Raw genomic sequence first — 15,502 nt, 5'->3', positions numbered from 1 at the left:
CATGTCTCTCTCCCGTTTTGAGCGCTGTGCGCAGTTCATTCAACGTTGAGAGAATTGCATCTCGAAACTGAAACGAGACAGAACGCGGTGTTCATGTGCCGTTAACGTGAAAACCCGAATCGCTGAATGCAAAATCCGCCTGGTGTGGCGCGGCTAGGATTCGCAGCGCTCAACCGACTCGCATTAGCGATCAGTTCATTGGCGAGGAACATTCCGCTCATAGGCTCGTTGATCTCCTTCTAAAAAAAAAGGAGATATGACCATGGCGAGCGAAACCAGAGAGACAAATGGACTGATCGGCAGCGATAAAGTGGAAGGCACTGCCGTCTACGGGACCGACAACGACAAGATTGGCTCGATCGAGAGGATCATGATCGGCAAGCGAGACGGGCGGGTCAGCTATGCCGTCCTGAGTTTTGGCGGTTTCCTTGGCATCGGTGACGAACACTATCCGTTGCCATGGGACCAGCTTACTTACGACACGGATCTGGGCGGCTATCGCGTCAATCTCACGAAGGAGAGACTCGAAGGCGCACCCAGATATTCCGGCAGCGATTGGGACTGGGAAGATCGAAACCGCGCCCGCGAAGTCAATGCCTATTACGGCTCATCCTGGATTGGCTACTAATTTCTCCGCGGCTCGTGAGCGCGCGTACAGCGCTTCTAGCAATGGGGGTCGGTAGTTTCGGCCCCCTTTCTGTTGTTGGCGTGGACGGTGAATTTGAATGGGCGTTCCGGGTCACTGTTCCACAAACTGGCGCCGGTTCGACCGCTAGCAGGCCGTGCCCAACTCTTTCCGCTCTCGCGGGATTGTGCCCGCATTCTGTCGCCAAGCCGCGGGCGGTCCCGCTTAGCCCACCATGGCCTCTATCCCGGCCCTCAATTTCGTATGCATGAAATCCACGCATATGGTATTTTGTGCTTACGATATTCAGGAGGCCCCCATGGCGATCAAGATAAAGCCAGACGACAATCCGAAACCAAAAATGACTGTGGCGGAATTCATGGACGAACTCTCCACGCGTAAGTCAAAAAACGCCCCGAAAAAGCCCGGCCGCCCTCCATCCGGGAAGGTCCGCGTCACCATGCTCTTGAAGCCCGGGACCATCGCCAAGTTCAAGGCCACCGGCAAGGGCTGGCAGTCCCGGATGTCCGATATTCTGGACAAGGCCGAAGTATAGGCTGCGAGGTGGCCACTCACGCGCCCGCCGCCTCGCATATGTGACATCCATAGAAAGCAGTTCGGCGCACGTCCTTGTCGGACTTCGCGAGGTGTGATTTCCTTCCATTGCTTTCAAAATCGGGAGGAAACCATGAAAGCTTCGTCGATTTGCTTTCCAGTAGCCGTACTGCTGGTTCTCATTGGCATGCTATGGGGAATCCAGATGGCAATATCCCAGGACCATTCGGCAATGCCAGCGCACGCGCACCTGAATCTGCTCGGCTGGGTGTCGCTTTTCCTGTTCGGAATTTATTACCATCCGCATCCGACGATTGACCGGAGCGGCCTCGCCCGAACGCAGGTCTCTGTGTGGGTTCTTGGAACGTTGACCCTGACGGTCGGGGTCGGCCTCGCCCATACGGATCACCCGATCGGCGATCCGATCGCCGCCGTCGGCTCGCTGATCGTTCTCCTCGGCATGCTGTTGTTCGGCTGGGTCGTGCTGAAAGGCCGGGGCGATGAACAAACGGCTGCTAGGCGCTTGACGCCCGCCGAATAGCTGCGACGTTCATCTGAGGCCGATCTTTATTGGCGGGCTCCATCTGTATCCGCTGGAGTCCGCCCTTGGGTATTTGAGTTCTACGCCGGCCGGTAGCGTTTTTGGTGGAACCGTCATCCATCGTGGCTGAGTGCAGACATACGTCTGCGCCGCCGGTCAGCTGCCAGGAGCGCCAAGCAAACGCCGCCGACGATACCGGTCATGGCAATCAATAGTCTGCCGCTCAAAGTTTCGCCTATAATGACTACCCCGCCGGCTGCCGCAATGGCAGGGACGGTCAATTGCACAACCGCTGCCGTAGATCGGATCAAGTGAGGCAGCACACCATACCAGATGACATAGCCCAAGCCGGAGGCCACTGCGCCGGAGATAATCGCGTAGGCAAGCCCGTAAGCATTCGGTCGCAAGTATACCAACCCCACCAAGATCAAAATGACGCCGATGGGCGTGCACCGAATGAAGTTTCCAGCCGTATCTGCCAAGGGTGCGAGTGAGCCCCTCCCAATAAGCGAGTAGGTAGCCCAGGACAGGCCGGCAACAACCATCAACAACGCGCCTGCTAGTGGCGGTGCCGTCAAGCCGGGTGAGACGAGGAAAAAGTGACGGGCGTCTGGTCCGTCCGAGGCCGCCTGAAACGCAAAAAGAAACCCGCCCCGGCGAGCGGGAGCGGGCGATGTCACCGGGTCTGCGCACCGAACGACAACCCCTCTTGCAGCTTTGCGCCTAGCGCGCGATGTTGTTCAGGCTTCTGGGGAGGGGCTGGGGATGGCAGAGCGAGGCCCGCGCATCGACGCCATAGCCGCCAGCGACCTTTCGTCAGCGGCGATCCTCGCTGCCCTCATCGGGACGCTGGGCGTGAAGGGGGTGTTGTCCGACGGTGAGGTGCGCGAGGTGTACGAGCAAGCGCTCTATCTCCTCGAATCGCACCAAGGCGACGAATCAGAGGTCAAACCGATCTACGAGGCAGCGCGGGAGATCATCGAGGCGCAGCTGCGGCCTGATGAGGGCTGACGGAAGCGGGGCGAGCGGGGCGCCTAAAATGATACCGGCGCGCGCGGGGCGCAAACAATAGGGGTGATGTGCAGAATGAACTGAGGGAAGACGGCTCTTATCAGCAGCAAGAGCCGGGGATACCTCGCTCGCACGCGCCGTGAGAGCGAGGTAATGGGCGCTGGCACGGCGCAATTTGACGACTTTCGACGTGATGGGAGGGGATTTATGGCCGTTGGCAATGAGATCAGACTGCTGGAAAACAAGTGGATCGCGGGGAATAGTTGGCCGAAATTTCTCGAATGGATAGAGATTCGAGGCATTCGCGGATGGAGTGGTCAGAGGGTTTCGCTGAATTTTCCGATTGTAGCGATAGTAGGCGAAAACGGCTCAGGTAAAAGCACGATCATTCAGTCAGCAGCATGCGCATATCAGAACGACGGACGGGTGTGGTTCCCTTCTGAATTCTTCCCAGAAACAGCGTGGGACCAATTGCGCGATGTGAGATTTGACTTTGGCTATAAGCAGGGGCAGACGCGGACCAACGGATCGTTCAGAAAGCCAACGTCGCGCTGGCTTGGCGGACCAGATCGTCCAAAACGGCCCGTCACTTACATTGACCTCAGCCGGCTGCAACCAGTTGGGACGCGTGTTGGATATGCGCGGATAGCCAAGAATAAGCACTCTGAGGCTTCCTCCAAATCGTTCGATAGCGCTCAGCTTGCGCGCTTGTCCCAAATTATGGGCAAGGCCTATGAGAACGCCAGAATTGAGGTGGACCCGCCTGGTGAGACAGTTTGGCGGCTTGGCTAAGGTGGATTGGGTTGGTTTTTACGCCGCCAATTGCTCCTTCATTTGTGCCATAGCATAGACCTCGTCTGGTGTCCTGCCGCCGAAGGTCGAGTGTGGGCGTCGCCGGTTATAGTAGTCGATCCAGGAGCCGATGCCGCTGCGAGCTTCGCTTCCGGTCTCGAAGGCGCTGAGGAAGACGCACTCGTATTTGAGGCTGCGCCACAGCCGCTCGATGAAGACGTTGTCCATCCAGCGGCCTCGCCCGTCCATGGAGATGCGGATGCCGGCATCCTTCAACGTCGTGGTGAAGGCGAAGCTGGTGAACTGCGATCCCTGGTCGGTATTGAAGATGTCGGGCCTGCCGTGGCGGGCGATCGCCTCTTCCAGAGCAGCGACGCAGAAGTCGGCTTCCATCGTGTTCGACAGCCGCCAGGCCAGCACCTTGCGGCTGAACCAGTCCATGATGGCGACAAGGTAGAGGAAGCCGCGCCGCATCGGAATGTAAGTCACATCCGCACACCAGACGTGATTGGGCCGCTCGATCGCCAGATGCCGCAGCAGGTAGGGATAGATGCGGTGCTGGGGATGCGGCTCGCTGGTCTTCGGAGCCTGGTAGATCGGCGACAGCCCGATCTTGCGCATCAGCCGTCGAACCCGCTTGCGGCCGACACACCAGCCTTGACGCCGCAGATGCCGCGCCATCTGCCTGGAGCCATACCAGGGCATTTCCATGAAGGCCTCGTCGATGATGCGCATCAGTTCCAGGTTCTCGAGCGTCTCGCCGGCAGGCTGTCGATAGAACGACGCCCGCGAGATCGAGACCAGTTCGCACTGGCGGCGGATCGAGAGCCGGTTGTGATCGGGATCAATCATCATTCTCCTCCGATCCAGGCTCAGCGATCGAAGGCCTTGGCCAAAAAATCCCGCTCCACGACGAGCTGGCCGATCTTGGCGTGCAGCTTCGTCACCTCGGCTTCCCGGCCGACCTGCGCATCCGAAGCCCTGTCGTCGAACGCCTTGGCCAGGTTCTCAATGGCCTGCCGTTTCCACTGGGTGATCTGGTTGGGATGAAGCTGGTGCTTCGTCGCCAGCTCCGAAATCGTCCGCTCGCCGCGGATCGCCTCAAGCGCGACCTTGGCCTTGAACTCGGCCGTAAACCGTCTGCGTGTCTTCATGCTGGATCGTCCTTCTCATCGGAAGATCCACCTTAGGCCCCTGTCTCGGAAACCGGCACCACCTCAAATGGCTATATCGAGCATCGATGCCGCGCGCGAAATCCCAGTCCTTACACGAAATGGGAAGCCTTATTCTGGCTTTCACCAAGGCTCTGGGGAAACGACTACCGCAGAGCTACTCCGCGCCGAACTCCCCAAATACGGCTTGGTTTTAATTGATGAGATCGAATCCTCGCTTCACCCGCGTGCGCAACGTCGCCTTGTACGTGACCTTGCTGAGGTGGCGCGCATCCAAGAATGTCAGATTATCCTGACTACACACTCACCATATGTCCTTGAAGAACTCCCGATGCAAGCTCGCGCTCATATCCTGGAAACTGGGGGTGCCAAACAAGTTGTCACTGGGGTTAGTCCACACTTCGCCATGACGAAAATGGACGATGAACGACACCCAGACTGTGAAGTCTATGTTGAAGACGACAGAGCGCAAGTATGGGTATCTGAAATCCTAAGCCGTGACGCCCCAGATGCCTTTGTCCGGTGCGCAATTACGCCATATGGGGCAGCCAACATCGGTGCCGCATTAGGCCAGATGGTTAAAAATAAGCGATTTCCCCGACCTACCGTAGTGTTCCTTGACGGAGATCAAGAGGAGAAGGAGGCGACACATCTGCTACCAGGAGGCGACGCCCCGGAGCGTGTAGTCTTTGCCGGCTTGCGAAACGCCAACTGGGGCGACCTTCCGATACGCATTGGCCGCGACTTCTCCGCCGTCGTAGACGCGTGCGAAAGAGCGATGGTGCAGCAGGATCATCATGGCTGGCTCCGGAGCATGGCCAATGAACTCCGTTGCGGATCGAACGCTTTGTGGACCGCCATGTGCGCCGAATGGGTGCAGCGCACAAACCCTCAGGACCGCAGGGGCGTATTAGACGCCATCGAGTATGCGCTTAGCCAGCCTTAGTCAATAATATCGACGCCCACCTTAGCCCCGGCTCCGGCCGGGGTTTTCGTTTCAGGGGCTCACCGCAGTTTTTTTGATTCACAACGCGTTCTTTGCCGTCAGAAGCCTATATGGTGCATGGCTTGGTCTTCCGCTCCGGTCGACCGCAAACGCTGCCCCTCGGGGCCTGTCAGGAGACACATTGCAAGTTTTGGTCAGAGACAACAACATCGATCAAGCCCTACGGGTGCTGAAAAAGAAAATTTAGCGAGAAGGGGTCTTTCGCGAAATGAAAGAGCGAAGGGCTTACGAGAAGCCTTCGGAACGCCGCACCCGAGAAAAGGCCGACGCGATCAGAAGGGCAAGGAAGTTGGCGAGAAAACAGGCCCAGCGCGAAGGCCTTCTGCCGGCACCAAAGAAGAAGCCGATTGCTCCCCGAACATCGGCACGATCGGCATAGTTCATTCAAAATCGCACCAATGGCGCCACTTCGGCGGGGTTTTCGTTTCAGGCGCTACTGAAGTCACACATTGCGCCTTCTATTCCATGACCGTGGCGATGTAGTCGATGATAGCGTCGATCTGATCTTGTGTCGCCTTGAACACCGGCATCCCTGGGTGCCCCGTATCGATCGATCCGATGAACGTTTCCTCAAGTGCATCGATTGGGAAACGTTCTGATAGCTTCCGAAATGGTGGAGCAATTGGATTCGGGCTCTCGCCTTTTGGTCCGACTGCATGGCAACCAGAACAATATTGCGTCACCAACGCTTTCCCTCGCTCCACACTATCCTGGGCGCGAACATCGGGCACGGTAAAGACGCCAAGCAGGACACCCAACATCAAACAGAAACGGCGCATGTCCTAATCCTTTCGACGAGTCAGATGCCTGCCGATATTGTGTCAATCTACCCGGCCTCCGTCTGCGCTTCCTTTGCGCTACGTCAAAGCCAATTCAGTCTGGCGATGTGGGTAGTTTTGGAAGTCGACTGGATCGACGAAGAGAGACCGCCTGGCCGGCCTCGGTTCGCTGCAGCCGGGGTGTTCCCTTGCCTCTTTGGCCCATCTGCGCCCATTGCACGGAACGCAACGTCGCATAATGTGCCATGCAGCGCCGTCAGCCCGTCCTCAACCCCTGAGGGTGCGACGCCTCAATTGCCGCCTTCGGGCGTTTTTTTTTGTGCGGTGACGCGGTTTCGTTCTGGTCCAGACTGTCGTTACCGCCAGCTTCGCGCATCCCGGCCGCGCTGCGCCAGTCGGGACAGGCGAGAGCCGCCCCCGGCAATAACGCCAGGGGCGGCCACTTGCGTTACGTGCCGGCGGCTACGCAACGCCTTCAGCCGAGCCGTTACCCGCGCCCCGGACCAGAGCCCGGCTCGGCTTATCGACGGCGGCTGGAGGGGCCGCCGCAGATTGGATTAGTGGCGGCCTGCGCTGTCCGCCTGGCGCCAGGTGAACACTGCATTGGCGATCGCCGGGGGCAGTTCGATGTTGTCGGGGCCGCGGTGGATTTCGCCAGTGCCGGCAACGAGACTGTGGTGTCGGATATCCGCGTCGATCCACTGCGATTGCCAGGTCGTCAGCGCCTTCGCCATATGCAGTGCTTCGCCGATCAGATTGACGCCTTCCGCGAGCTGCCGGTCGGCTGCGGCGTAGGCGGCGTCCACCCAGGCGTCGACGATCGCCCAGAGTTCATGCTGTGCAGCTGAAAGGCTTTTGCGACGAGCTTCCACGACACCGCTGTAGGCTGCCTTGCGTGTGTCGACGCTGTCGCGAGCGGTCTTGGCGCGCGAGAAGGCGGTCTCGAGCGCCTCGATCTCCGCATCCGACGGCCCATCACCACCGATGCGGTCGGCAACCTCGCGCTTGACGGTAGCGTCGCTCAAGGAAAACTCGGCACGCATTACGGCCTGCTCCAGTTCTGCCTTTGCTTCTGCCGAACCAATTTCGGCGAAAGCGGAGCGCGCGACGTCGAACGCCTCGATTGCCGCCTTTACCTTGGCCACCGCTTGGTCGATGCCGCCGGGCAATGGCTCTGAGAGTGCGGATTGAACGCGAGTCATGTCGCCCTTTTTGTGACGAGACCCGTTGCGGCTAGGGAGAAGATTTTCCGCCAGGCTCATTGCATGAACCTCCCGTTGCCAACAGCGTTGTCGATTTCGGCGTTGGGTTCATCCCCCAATGTCGCCAGGCCGAGAGCTCCGTCTGCCGTCTTGCGACCGACGAAGTCCTGCGTACCACTGCGCGCACGCTGGTTGTCGTAGTCCACCTTCCAGGCTTTCATTGCGCCGAGGGCGGCGTCAGCATCCATGTCGGATTCGTAGGCGAGATGATCCGCCAACCGGGGGCACAGCTTCGCTTCTGGCGCGGTCAGAATTGCTGCCGCACGCTTGCGAAATTGCTCTTTGAAGTCGTTTTCCATTGGTCCGTTTCCTTCGTTTAGAGGTTGCCAAAGCGCTTGTTCGCTTCGGCTGCTGCCTTCTGCCACCCGGTGGGGGGCTTCGCAGGTTCTGCGCCTGCCTTTGCTTCGCCGGCATCGTCTACCGGAAAATCGAAAATGCCATTCGCGTTTGCCGCCGCCCGCCGCCAGGACGCGGCGATTTCCTCTTCTCGCCGCTTACTCGCGAGGCCCGCGGCTCGCTGCTGCTCCTGGGTGGAAGGCACCGGCACGGCAACGTCGCTCGACCCAGATAGGGCGGCTCCTGCAGTCGCGGCGGGAGGTGTTTGGGGAAACGAAGCATTGGTTTTCGATGCTGGCTTGGCCCGTGCCTGCATGCGTGCCAGCGTTGCCTCGAACTGGCCGACTTCATCGGCCATGCCGGCCTTAACGGCGTTGGCACCAATCTCGACGCCGCCGGCGCCGAATTTCGAAATGACGGTTTGAGCCGTTACGCCCCGGTGCTTGCTCACCGCCTTCACAAAGACGTGGGCCAGATCATCGACCATCTTCTGGACGCGGGCCAAGCCCTCATCCGTGTTGATGTCCGGTCGCTTCCCCGGCGACATGGAAGACACGAATTCCTCCACGCCTTCACGGCGGCGGTTCGACACTTCGACAACAACGCCGATGGAGCCGAGTACCGCCAGGTCGCTGACGACGATGCGATCAGCAGCAGAAGCGATCCAGTACGCGGCACTGCACGCCATACCGCTCACGAATGCGGTGATCGGCTTCTTGCCGCGGGCGTCGTAGATCGCCGCCGCAAGTTCGTCGCAGCCGTTCGCTTCGCCGCCGGGCGAGTCCACATGGAGAATCAGCGATTTAAGACGGGGCTCATCAAGCATTACCTGGAAATCGCGCCGAAGCGTTTCGTAAGTGGTGAGGCCCAGTAAGCCGCTGATCCAGGATTCCCGCTTTAACAAGGGACCTCTGACATAGAGAACGCCAACGTCGCCACGTACGCCCAAGCGCTGGCCTTGCTCGGCCTTTGCCGTACGATAAGCCTCGAGCGCGTTTGGGCTGTCATCGGTGGCTTCCGCGAAGACGCGGTCGAAAATTCGCTGGCCCCTCGCAATAAGCGAGGTGGTGTCGGCCGAGCCCATTGCCCATGGGCCGTGCCCGGCGGCGAGGTGATGAATGGCGCTCGGCATGGGATGGTTAGTCATCTGGAAGCACTCCGAATTCTTGGACGTTCTTGACGCCGGGCATGCCCTCGGCCCGCCTTGCCAGGTCGACCAACATGTCACCGACGACGCGCATCATCGTGCGCTCGTCATGCTCGGTGAGATGAGGAATTGCGGCCCGTGCTTCACGGGGGACCGACAAGATTGCGTTGTTCAAGTCGGCGCTGAACTGCGCCCAAGCATTGTCAAGCTCATCGAGTGTAAGAATCCCGCTCTCGAGCTTCGCCAACTGGATGAGCTTGATTTGGCGGACGATGCGAGCATTTTTGGCCTTTTCTTCGGCCAAGACCCGACTGGCGGAGGTCGACGCTTCGTCGACGTCCTTCTGAAGGACGGCCACGTAATTTCGGATCGATTCAAGCGTCCGATATCGGCCGGGTTTTTCGCCGCGAACTATCACACCGCGGCTGGCCCACTCGCGAACGCTACGCGCCGAGAAGCCCAGCAGTTCCGCAAGTTGATCCGTGGACACTTCATCCGGGAGGATGGACTTGCGACGGGTCACGGCGCCAACCCCGCATAATCCGCCCAGAGCCGAATGAGCAGCCATGCGAGGCTTCCGGCGGAAAGGCCGTTGACCAGCGCGCCCATGCCGCCCCGTTCCCATAGCGGTGAAGATGGAGCCAGAATGCCCTTGAGCATCAACACGGCTGCGAAGGTCGCGATCGTATCGAGGATAATCACGGGGCTACTCCATAGTCGGCCATGCTGCGGCGCAACTCGGCAGCCGAATTGCCGGTGCGGTCTGCAGTCAGGCCGCCAAGGCGTTCGAGTTCGGAAACCGCAGCCTTCACCTTGGCCAGGAAAGCGTCGAGGGAGGAACTGTCTACGGTCGGCGTGACAGTGACGTTCAAGGAATCCTTGACATCCTGACCAGTTCGCGCCGCGTCGTTGCGGAGTTGGTCGAATGTGCCAGAAGGGCCGTCAAGGTAGGCGTCCAGCGACCGTTCACGATCTGCCTCACCGGTGTCTTGTTCGCCGGGCCGTGCTTCGCTTCGGGAGCGCTGCGAAGCGGCTTCCTCTTCCTTTTGACGGAAATGCTCAGCAATGCGGGTTTTGACGTCGTCCCACCTTGCTTTTTCCTCGTCCGTTTTCACAAGGTCGGATTGGCCGAGGTTGGTGCTCCCGGCGATGATGGCTGCCAAAGTCCCCGGCGCGGCAGCCACAAGTCCGGCCATCCAGCCCCAGAGCCCACCTCCGCCGCCGGGTTTGTTACCGGGCTTGCCATCCGGCAAAATGCCGCCGTCGAGTGCGCTTTGACCGCCCAACGCCGCAGCGGCGCGGGTCAGCGCGGCCGCAGAACCGTCGAGTGCGATGGCCGACGACTTGAGCCCGAAGCCGCCGGAAAGGAGGTCATAAATGCCTTTGCCGCCTTTAAACGCGCCGACGCCGGCGGCGCCCATGCCCAGGGCAGTAAGCGCCGGGTTCTCCCGAGCCGCGGCGGTTAGCGTGTTGATGCCGTCGGCCAATGTGTTCAGAGCCGTGCTGACGTGGCCCATCGGCAGGACCGCCGCAGACAGATTTTCCAGACTATCTTTGAAACCCGCCCAGGCTGCAAAAGGATTGTCGGTTTGAATGCTGTCCGCGGCGTCGAGGCCAGCGGCGTTGGGCAGCCGCTCTTCGACCAGCCGACGATATTGCTGCATTGACAGGATTGCCCGCAAGATCAGGTCGGATGATAGTCGATTGTTCGTAAGCTGGCCGACAATGCGCGCCAGTTCCGTGGTGTCATCGAGGTCGACGCCCTTCTCGCGCAGCTTGGGAAGCAGCGTATCCCACATCCACGTCAGCGGGTTGTCGGTGAATTTCTGCTGGTTGAGCAGCCGGCCCTTGTCGACAATCTTGCCATTCTTGTTGCGCACCACTCCTTCGCGGATGCCGTACTCATCCTGTGCCGCGATGGCCTCCTTGGAAGCTCGGCCAACGATGAACTGATCGAAGGCGGCGCGAAGCTGGGTGCCACTGTCACTGCCGCCACTCTCAGCAATCAGCATCGGCAACCACTGAAACAGAAACTCGTCGCCGAACACCTTGCCGCCGGCGCGCGCGAATTTGATCGCCTCGGCGAAGGCGGCGGGATCGATGTCGCGCCCGATCACCTGCTGCGCTTTCATGTAATTTTCGAGCCCGTACCGATATTCCTCCGGAGTGACCCTTTCGATGTTGTCCAGCGCCTTGTTGAATTGCCGGAGGCCAGCCAGGGCGCCCTCCGGTCCCATCATGTTCGACAGCACCAGATAGGCCCGCGCCATCTCGTCGGAAACGGCGATTGCCGCGTCGGTGGAGGGCATCGACAGCGATGCCTCCTTCATCACGTCATATATTTGCGACTTTGCGAGGCGGTAGTGTGCGGCAAGCTCGTCGGCGCGCGTGTCGATCTTGCCGCGCTCGTCGAGGCTGAGGCCGGCATATTTCGCCTCCGCCTGTACCCGCCGCTCATTTGAGGCGGCTATTAGGGCCTCGCGGCCCATTATGCCGCCCATGTACCCCATAGTGTAACCGCCCCCCATCACCATAAGAGGCTTGACCCCGAAGCCGAGCGCGCGATTCATGGCTATGGCGCGCCGCTCGGTCGCTTCCGCTGCCGCCCGAACTGCCGCCAGATGGGAGATTGTGGAGGTCTTCCAGTGCGAAATCTCAGCGGACTTCAGAGCCTTGGCAAGGTTCCGGATCTTCATGCTTTCGTGCAGGGTTCCCCACGACCGCTGCACGGCGTCGATATCGTTCCGCGCAAGCTTCAATCCGTCGAGCTGCTTTTGAAATCCGACGCCCCACGAGCCGACGCCGGTGCGCCCTATGTTGCGGGCCGCGTTTTCGATGTCCTTCATCGTCGTGACGACGTTTTTGGCCTCACCCAAACCTTCGGCCCTAAGCCGAAGGATGAGTTGGCCGATTAGTGTCCGGGCCATTGGTGTCCTCAAAATTTGGACGAGCCAAAACCGCCAAGCGGAATGCCGCTCGGCCTGAGACCGTCCATGAATGTGAAGTTGCGGGTCGGCTAAGGAGCCGGGAAAGCGAGCCGGCAATGCGGCCGCACGTCGCCTATGCTAGCGAGAATAGGGCCGTTTTTACGCTAACATAGCTCACTCGTCGCCTACGTAAAAAGTCGACGTTTTGAAAGCTATATCCTTTAGAGAGTTATGATTCATGTTATGATTTGACGACAAAATCATCAAAAAATACACTGATTTCAATAAGGTGTGGCGGAGAAGGAGGGATTCGAACCCCCGATACCCTTGCGAGTATGCCGCATTTCGAGTGCGGTGCATTCAACCACTCTGCCACTTCTCCGCATGTGGTCGGCCATGCCGGCGGCGCACTAGATAACGGCTCGGCGGCCACCCTGCAAGGCCCAATCCGTCCCGGATCGCTTTTCCCCAAACACGGCCGGCAACAGGCCGCAGCGTCGCTTTCGCCGCGGCCGGCGTCCGGCCGGCCCGCATCGGCGAGAGACACGTCGATGCAGGCCGGCAAGATCATGGAGGGAAGCCGGCGCAGACCATGGCCATATGGTCTGCAACCTGTCCGCCCTTTGCGTAGAAGGCTCGCCGGCGGTTTCTTTCGGCAGCTCTTCCTCCGCAAAACCTTGACTCTGGCGCAACCTTCGGTTAGGCACGCCACGCAATCGGCGTGGGGCAGGTCTCCGCGCTGTTTGTTTTTTGAACCCGCAGACTGACAAAAAGACGGCCGGACCGTCCGTTTCCCGGGTATGCTCCAGGAAAGGCGCGGCGGACCACAAAGGCCGACCGAACAGCGAAAGGCTAAAAATGTTCGCAGTCATCAAAACGGGCGGCAAGCAGTATCGCGTGGCCGCCAACGATCTCCTCAAGATCGAGAAGGTTTCCGGCGAAGTCGGCGAGATCGTCGAGATCGGCCAGGTCCTGGCGCATGGCGAGGGCGACGATGTCGTCATCGGCGCACCCTTCGTGGAAGGTGCGACGGTCACCGCCGAAGTGGTCGCGCAGGGCAAGGCCAAGACCGTCATCGCCTTCAAGAAGCGCCGCCGGCAGAATTCGCGCCGCAAGATCGGCCACCGGCAGTTGCTGACCACCGTGCGCATCTCCGAAATCCTCACCGGCGGCGCCAAGCCTTCCAAGAAGGCGGCGGCCAAGGCCGAGGTGAAGGCGGAAGCCGCAGGCGAGGCCAAGGCCGAGGACGCGCCGAAGAAGGAAAAGGCGGCGCCGAAGAAGGCCAAGGCCGACGACGCGGCGGAATAAGACCGCCGCAGGGCGACTTTCTTCGCCCCGGCAGGCTTGAAACGGAACGCGAACGCGTTCATAGAGATTGCAGGCGCCCGAAGCGGCGCAAAGGAGCAGTATCATGGCACACAAGAAAGCTGGCGGTTCGTCGCGCAACGGTCGCGATTCGGAATCCAAGCGCCTTGGCGTGAAGAAGTTCGGCGGCGAGGCAGTGCTGGCCGGCAACATCATCGTGCGTCAGCGCGGCACCAAGTGGCATCCCGGCACCAATGTCGGCATGGGCAAGGACCATACCCTCTTCGCCCTCGAGCAAGGCGCCGTGTCGTTTGCCAGGAAAGCCAACGGCCGAACCTACGTGTCGGTAAACCCGATGCCGAAAGCCGCGGAGTAGCCGGTTCCGCACCAAGAACACCGGCGCCCCATCTCGGGAACCGGTGTCTGGCCAGGCCAGAAAAGGATCAGGGGAGATGGGTCGCCATCTCCCCTTTCTTTTTCACCACGCCTGGAGGACATCGTCATGGTTGCAGAAGCGGAAGACACCGAGGACGAAAGTTACACGCTGGATCGGCCCGAGATCGCCACCGAGCGGCTCACATTGCGCGCGCCGTGCGAAAGCGACATCGCCGAACTGGTCGAGCTTGCCGACAACCACCATGTGGCGCAGATGCTGGCGCGCATGCCGCACCCCTATGGCGAGGCCGAGGCCCGCGCCTTCCTGGCCATGGCGCGGCTGCAGCGTTCCGGCGCCGTCTATGCGCTGACCGTGTCCGCAACGGGCGCGTTCGTCGGCTGCGCCGGGCTCAACGCCACCGAGCGCGGGCTGGAACTCGGCTACTGGATCGGCGAGCCGCACTGGAAGAAGGGCTATGCCACGGAAGCCGCGCACGCGCTGGTGGACCTCGCCTTCTCGGCGACCAACATCCAGGTGCTGCACGCCTCCTGCCGGGTCATCAACCCCGCTTCGCGCCGGGTCATCCACAAATGCGGCTTCCAGTATGCCGGCCAGGGCATGCTGAATTCCATGGTCGCCGGCCAGGTGCCGGTCGAGCGCTACAGGCTCGACCGCAGGACCTGGAACAGCATCAGGAGCTGGGCGAGGCTGTGAACCGGCGCCGAAGCCTATTCCAGCACCGTCCACACCGGCTGGTGGTCGGAGCCGTCGGCGTCGGCGTCGATCCAGGTGTCGCTGACGCGGGCGGCGAGGCCTGCCGAGACGAAGCAGTAGTCGAGGCGCGCATGCTGGCCGGCGCCGGAAAGGTCCACCCAGCTCACGCTGCCTTCCGGCGCAGGGCCGGCCAGGCGCGAGGCGTCGACCGGGTGGTGCGCGACGATGCGGCGGCCGAACAGGGTGTCCGGCGCACCCGTCATCTCGTCATATTCGGCCTCGCCGGGACGCATGTTGAAGTCGCCCATCAGCACGAAATCCTCGGGGCAAGGCGGCTCGGGAAAACCGTATTCGCCCGCGCCCGTCACCGCGCCGCCTTCCCGCGGATAAGCCAGCACGCGCTCCTTCAGGTGCCTTATCTGCATGATGCGCTCGTCGCGGTTCACATGGTCCAGGTGGACGCTGTAGAAGCGCAGCGGCCCCAGCGGCGTGACGATCAGCCCTTCCAGCGCCGCGCGTTGCAGGTTGGCGCGGTCGTAGGTGCGGCTACGCGGCAGGAGAAGGTTGCGGCACGAGGCGATCGGCCAGCGCGACAAGAGCATGTTGCCGAACTGGAAGCGCAGTTCGGCACTGCCTGCCTCAGGGGCGAGCGCGCCGAAGTCGATGTCCATGGCCGCGCCGTAGACATGGCGGTGGTGCGGCAGCAAGGCGCAAAGCCCGGCGACCATGTCCACGCCGCCATTGGTTGGATAGTTGCGGGTCACTTCCTGCAGGGCGATGATATCGGCGTCCGCAACGGAGGCGGCGATGCGCTCCAGACCGAGTTTTCCGTCGCGGCCAATGCCGTATTGAACATTGTAGGTGACCAGCTTCACCACGATACCCCCTGCCCTGCGGCCGAATCGGCCGCATCCGCTCTCGCACTCGGCCGCACCTTAGGCTAGGGAAGACGCG

General features: G+C 60.8%; 18 protein-coding genes, 1 tRNA gene and 3 pseudogenes. 10 read left to right on the top strand and 12 right to left on the bottom strand.

The features are described from left to right. The first annotated feature begins 262 nt into the window (after nt 1–262). The 3 genes from ACTDI4_RS10005 (at nt 263) to ACTDI4_RS09995 (ending at nt 1,721) form a co-directional block, all read left to right on the top strand. Nucleotides 263–628 carry a PRC-barrel domain-containing protein gene (locus tag ACTDI4_RS10005; protein ID WP_442841007.1) on the top strand — a complete coding sequence of 122 codons (366 nt, stop codon included), beginning with the start codon at nt 263–265 and terminating at the stop codon, nt 626–628. 316 nt (nt 629–944) lie between these two features. After that, the gene (locus tag ACTDI4_RS10000) at nt 945–1,181 is read left to right on the top strand and encodes a BrnA antitoxin family protein (RefSeq protein ID WP_442841006.1); all 237 of its coding nucleotides are present in this window, start codon (nt 945–947) and stop codon (nt 1,179–1,181) included. A gap of 132 nt (nt 1,182–1,313) precedes the next feature. Then, entirely contained in the window at nt 1,314–1,721 is a 408-nt protein-coding gene (locus tag ACTDI4_RS09995; RefSeq protein WP_442841005.1) for a hypothetical protein, read from the top strand. Between the two features lie 113 nt (nt 1,722–1,834). Here ACTDI4_RS09995 and ACTDI4_RS09990 read toward each other — a convergent pair whose 3' ends face one another. After that, complete coding sequence (locus ACTDI4_RS09990; RefSeq protein WP_442841004.1) at nt 1,835–2,401, bottom strand: EamA family transporter; 567 nt, start codon at nt 2,399–2,401, stop codon at nt 1,835–1,837. Nucleotides 2,402–2,486: 85 nt separating this feature from the next. On the opposite strand from ACTDI4_RS09990, the gene ACTDI4_RS09985 reads away from it, so the two are divergent. Both ACTDI4_RS09985 and ACTDI4_RS09980 read left to right on the top strand, forming a co-directional pair. Then, nucleotides 2,487–2,732 carry a hypothetical protein gene (locus ACTDI4_RS09985; RefSeq protein WP_442841003.1) on the top strand — a complete coding sequence of 82 codons (246 nt, stop codon included), beginning with the start codon at nt 2,487–2,489 and terminating at the stop codon, nt 2,730–2,732. Between the two features lie 207 nt (nt 2,733–2,939). Then, nucleotides 2,940–3,524: an AAA family ATPase gene (locus ACTDI4_RS09980; RefSeq protein WP_442841002.1), complete on the top strand. Its 585-nt coding sequence runs from the start codon at nt 2,940–2,942 to the stop codon at nt 3,522–3,524. Nucleotides 3,525–3,542: 18 nt separating this feature from the next. On the opposite strand, the gene ACTDI4_RS09975 is transcribed toward ACTDI4_RS09980, so the two are convergent. Further along, a protein-coding gene (locus ACTDI4_RS09975) for an IS3 family transposase (protein ID WP_442841001.1) occupies nt 3,543–4,678 on the bottom strand; the annotation gives its coding sequence in 2 pieces (ribosomal slippage) (nt 3,543–4,408 and nt 4,408–4,678; 1,137 coding nt in all). Between ACTDI4_RS09975 and ACTDI4_RS09970 the strand changes: the two are divergent. Continuing rightward, nucleotides 4,677–5,006 (top strand): annotated as a pseudogene (locus ACTDI4_RS09970) (AAA family ATPase); the annotation flags it as partial. The gene ACTDI4_RS09975 and the pseudogene ACTDI4_RS09970 overlap by 2 nt on opposite strands. A gap of 345 nt (nt 5,007–5,351) precedes the next feature. Here the strand turns inward: ACTDI4_RS09970 and ACTDI4_RS09965 are convergent. Then, on the bottom strand, nt 5,352–5,495 hold the full coding sequence (locus ACTDI4_RS09965) for a hypothetical protein (protein WP_442843442.1): 144 nt from the start codon (nt 5,493–5,495) through the stop codon (nt 5,352–5,354). A 328-nt stretch (nt 5,496–5,823) separates the two neighbouring features. On the opposite strand from ACTDI4_RS09965, the pseudogene rpsU reads away from it, so the two are divergent. Then, nucleotides 5,824–6,081 (top strand): annotated as a pseudogene (rpsU, locus tag ACTDI4_RS09960) (30S ribosomal protein S21). A gap of 79 nt (nt 6,082–6,160) precedes the next feature. Here the strand turns inward: rpsU and ACTDI4_RS09955 are convergent. From ACTDI4_RS09955 to ACTDI4_RS09920, 8 genes are all read right to left on the bottom strand, one after another. Next, the gene (locus tag ACTDI4_RS09955) at nt 6,161–6,481 is read right to left on the bottom strand and encodes a c-type cytochrome (protein WP_442841000.1); all 321 of its coding nucleotides are present in this window, start codon (nt 6,479–6,481) and stop codon (nt 6,161–6,163) included. Nucleotides 6,482–7,038: 557 nt separating this feature from the next. After that, a complete protein-coding gene (locus ACTDI4_RS09950; protein ID WP_442840999.1) occupies nt 7,039–7,743 on the bottom strand; it encodes a hypothetical protein in 705 nt (234 codons plus the stop codon). After that, nucleotides 7,740–8,042, bottom strand: a complete 303-nt coding sequence (locus ACTDI4_RS09945; RefSeq protein WP_442840998.1) for a hypothetical protein — start codon at nt 8,040–8,042, stop codon at nt 7,740–7,742. The genes ACTDI4_RS09950 and ACTDI4_RS09945 overlap by 4 nt, the downstream gene beginning before the upstream one ends. 17 nt (nt 8,043–8,059) lie before the next feature. Then, nucleotides 8,060–9,226: a S49 family peptidase gene (locus tag ACTDI4_RS09940; protein ID WP_442840997.1), complete on the bottom strand. Its 1,167-nt coding sequence runs from the start codon at nt 9,224–9,226 to the stop codon at nt 8,060–8,062. After that, entirely contained in the window at nt 9,219–9,749 is a 531-nt protein-coding gene (locus ACTDI4_RS09935) for a hypothetical protein (protein WP_442840996.1), read from the bottom strand. Before ACTDI4_RS09935 ends, ACTDI4_RS09940 begins: the two co-directional genes overlap by 8 nt. Further along, on the bottom strand, nt 9,746–9,928 hold the full coding sequence (locus tag ACTDI4_RS09930; protein WP_442840995.1) for a hypothetical protein: 183 nt from the start codon (nt 9,926–9,928) through the stop codon (nt 9,746–9,748). The genes ACTDI4_RS09935 and ACTDI4_RS09930 overlap by 4 nt, the downstream gene beginning before the upstream one ends. Then, nucleotides 9,925–12,153 carry a hypothetical protein gene (locus ACTDI4_RS09925; RefSeq protein WP_442840994.1) on the bottom strand — a complete coding sequence of 743 codons (2,229 nt, stop codon included), beginning with the start codon at nt 12,151–12,153 and terminating at the stop codon, nt 9,925–9,927. Before ACTDI4_RS09925 ends, ACTDI4_RS09930 begins: the two co-directional genes overlap by 4 nt. A gap of 292 nt (nt 12,154–12,445) precedes the next feature. After that, nucleotides 12,446–12,535 (bottom strand) — tRNA-Ser (locus tag ACTDI4_RS09920). A 476-nt stretch (nt 12,536–13,011) separates the two neighbouring features. Here ACTDI4_RS09920 and rplU point away from each other — a divergent pair. The 3 genes and pseudogenes from rplU to ACTDI4_RS09905 form a co-directional block, all read left to right on the top strand. Then, a pseudogene (gene rplU, locus ACTDI4_RS09915) lies at nt 13,012–13,458 on the top strand (50S ribosomal protein L21); the annotation flags it as partial. A gap of 106 nt (nt 13,459–13,564) precedes the next feature. After that, entirely contained in the window at nt 13,565–13,834 is a 270-nt protein-coding gene (gene rpmA / locus ACTDI4_RS09910) for a 50S ribosomal protein L27 (RefSeq protein WP_442840993.1), read from the top strand. Nucleotides 13,835–13,960: 126 nt separating this feature from the next. Continuing rightward, on the top strand, nt 13,961–14,548 hold the full coding sequence (locus ACTDI4_RS09905; protein ID WP_442840992.1) for a GNAT family N-acetyltransferase: 588 nt from the start codon (nt 13,961–13,963) through the stop codon (nt 14,546–14,548). A gap of 14 nt (nt 14,549–14,562) precedes the next feature. Here the strand turns inward: ACTDI4_RS09905 and ACTDI4_RS09900 are convergent, their stop codons facing one another. After that, nucleotides 14,563–15,426 (bottom strand): endonuclease/exonuclease/phosphatase family protein, encoded by an 864-nt coding sequence (locus ACTDI4_RS09900; RefSeq protein ID WP_442840991.1) that lies wholly within the window; start codon nt 15,424–15,426, stop codon nt 14,563–14,565. Nucleotides 15,427–15,502 lie beyond the last annotated feature (76 nt).

It is taken from the genome of Mesorhizobium sp. PUT5 (assembly GCF_052216645.1).
GTDB lineage: Bacteria > Pseudomonadota > Alphaproteobacteria > Rhizobiales > Rhizobiaceae > Mesorhizobium.
This window is presented reverse-complemented; position numbering and strand designations above follow the sequence as displayed.

Excerpts from the sequence above, each read along its gene's own strand:
- ACTDI4_RS09985 (WP_442841003.1), top strand. The coding sequence starts at position 2,487 with ATGGCAGAGCGAGGCCCGCGCATCGACGCCATAGCCGCCAGCGACCTT.
- ACTDI4_RS09925 (WP_442840994.1), bottom strand. The coding sequence starts at position 12,153 with ATGGCCCGGACACTAATCGGCCAACTCATCCTTCGGCTTAGGGCCGAA.
- ACTDI4_RS09950 (WP_442840999.1), bottom strand. The coding sequence starts at position 7,743 with ATGAGCCTGGCGGAAAATCTTCTCCCTAGCCGCAACGGGTCTCGTCAC.
- ACTDI4_RS09945 (WP_442840998.1), bottom strand. The coding sequence starts at position 8,042 with ATGGAAAACGACTTCAAAGAGCAATTTCGCAAGCGTGCGGCAGCAATT.
- ACTDI4_RS09965 (WP_442843442.1), bottom strand. The coding sequence starts at position 5,495 with ATGATGATCCTGCTGCACCATCGCTCTTTCGCACGCGTCTACGACGGC.
- ACTDI4_RS10000 (WP_442841006.1), top strand. The coding sequence starts at position 945 with ATGGCGATCAAGATAAAGCCAGACGACAATCCGAAACCAAAAATGACT.
- ACTDI4_RS09940 (WP_442840997.1), bottom strand. The coding sequence starts at position 9,226 with ATGACTAACCATCCCATGCCGAGCGCCATTCATCACCTCGCCGCCGGG.
- rpmA (WP_442840993.1), top strand. The coding sequence starts at position 13,565 with ATGGCACACAAGAAAGCTGGCGGTTCGTCGCGCAACGGTCGCGATTCG.
- ACTDI4_RS10005 (WP_442841007.1), top strand. The coding sequence starts at position 263 with ATGGCGAGCGAAACCAGAGAGACAAATGGACTGATCGGCAGCGATAAA.
- ACTDI4_RS09905 (WP_442840992.1), top strand. The coding sequence starts at position 13,961 with ATGGTTGCAGAAGCGGAAGACACCGAGGACGAAAGTTACACGCTGGAT.
- ACTDI4_RS09980 (WP_442841002.1), top strand. The coding sequence starts at position 2,940 with ATGGCCGTTGGCAATGAGATCAGACTGCTGGAAAACAAGTGGATCGCG.
- ACTDI4_RS09995 (WP_442841005.1), top strand. The coding sequence starts at position 1,314 with ATGAAAGCTTCGTCGATTTGCTTTCCAGTAGCCGTACTGCTGGTTCTC.
- ACTDI4_RS09955 (WP_442841000.1), bottom strand. The coding sequence starts at position 6,481 with ATGCGCCGTTTCTGTTTGATGTTGGGTGTCCTGCTTGGCGTCTTTACC.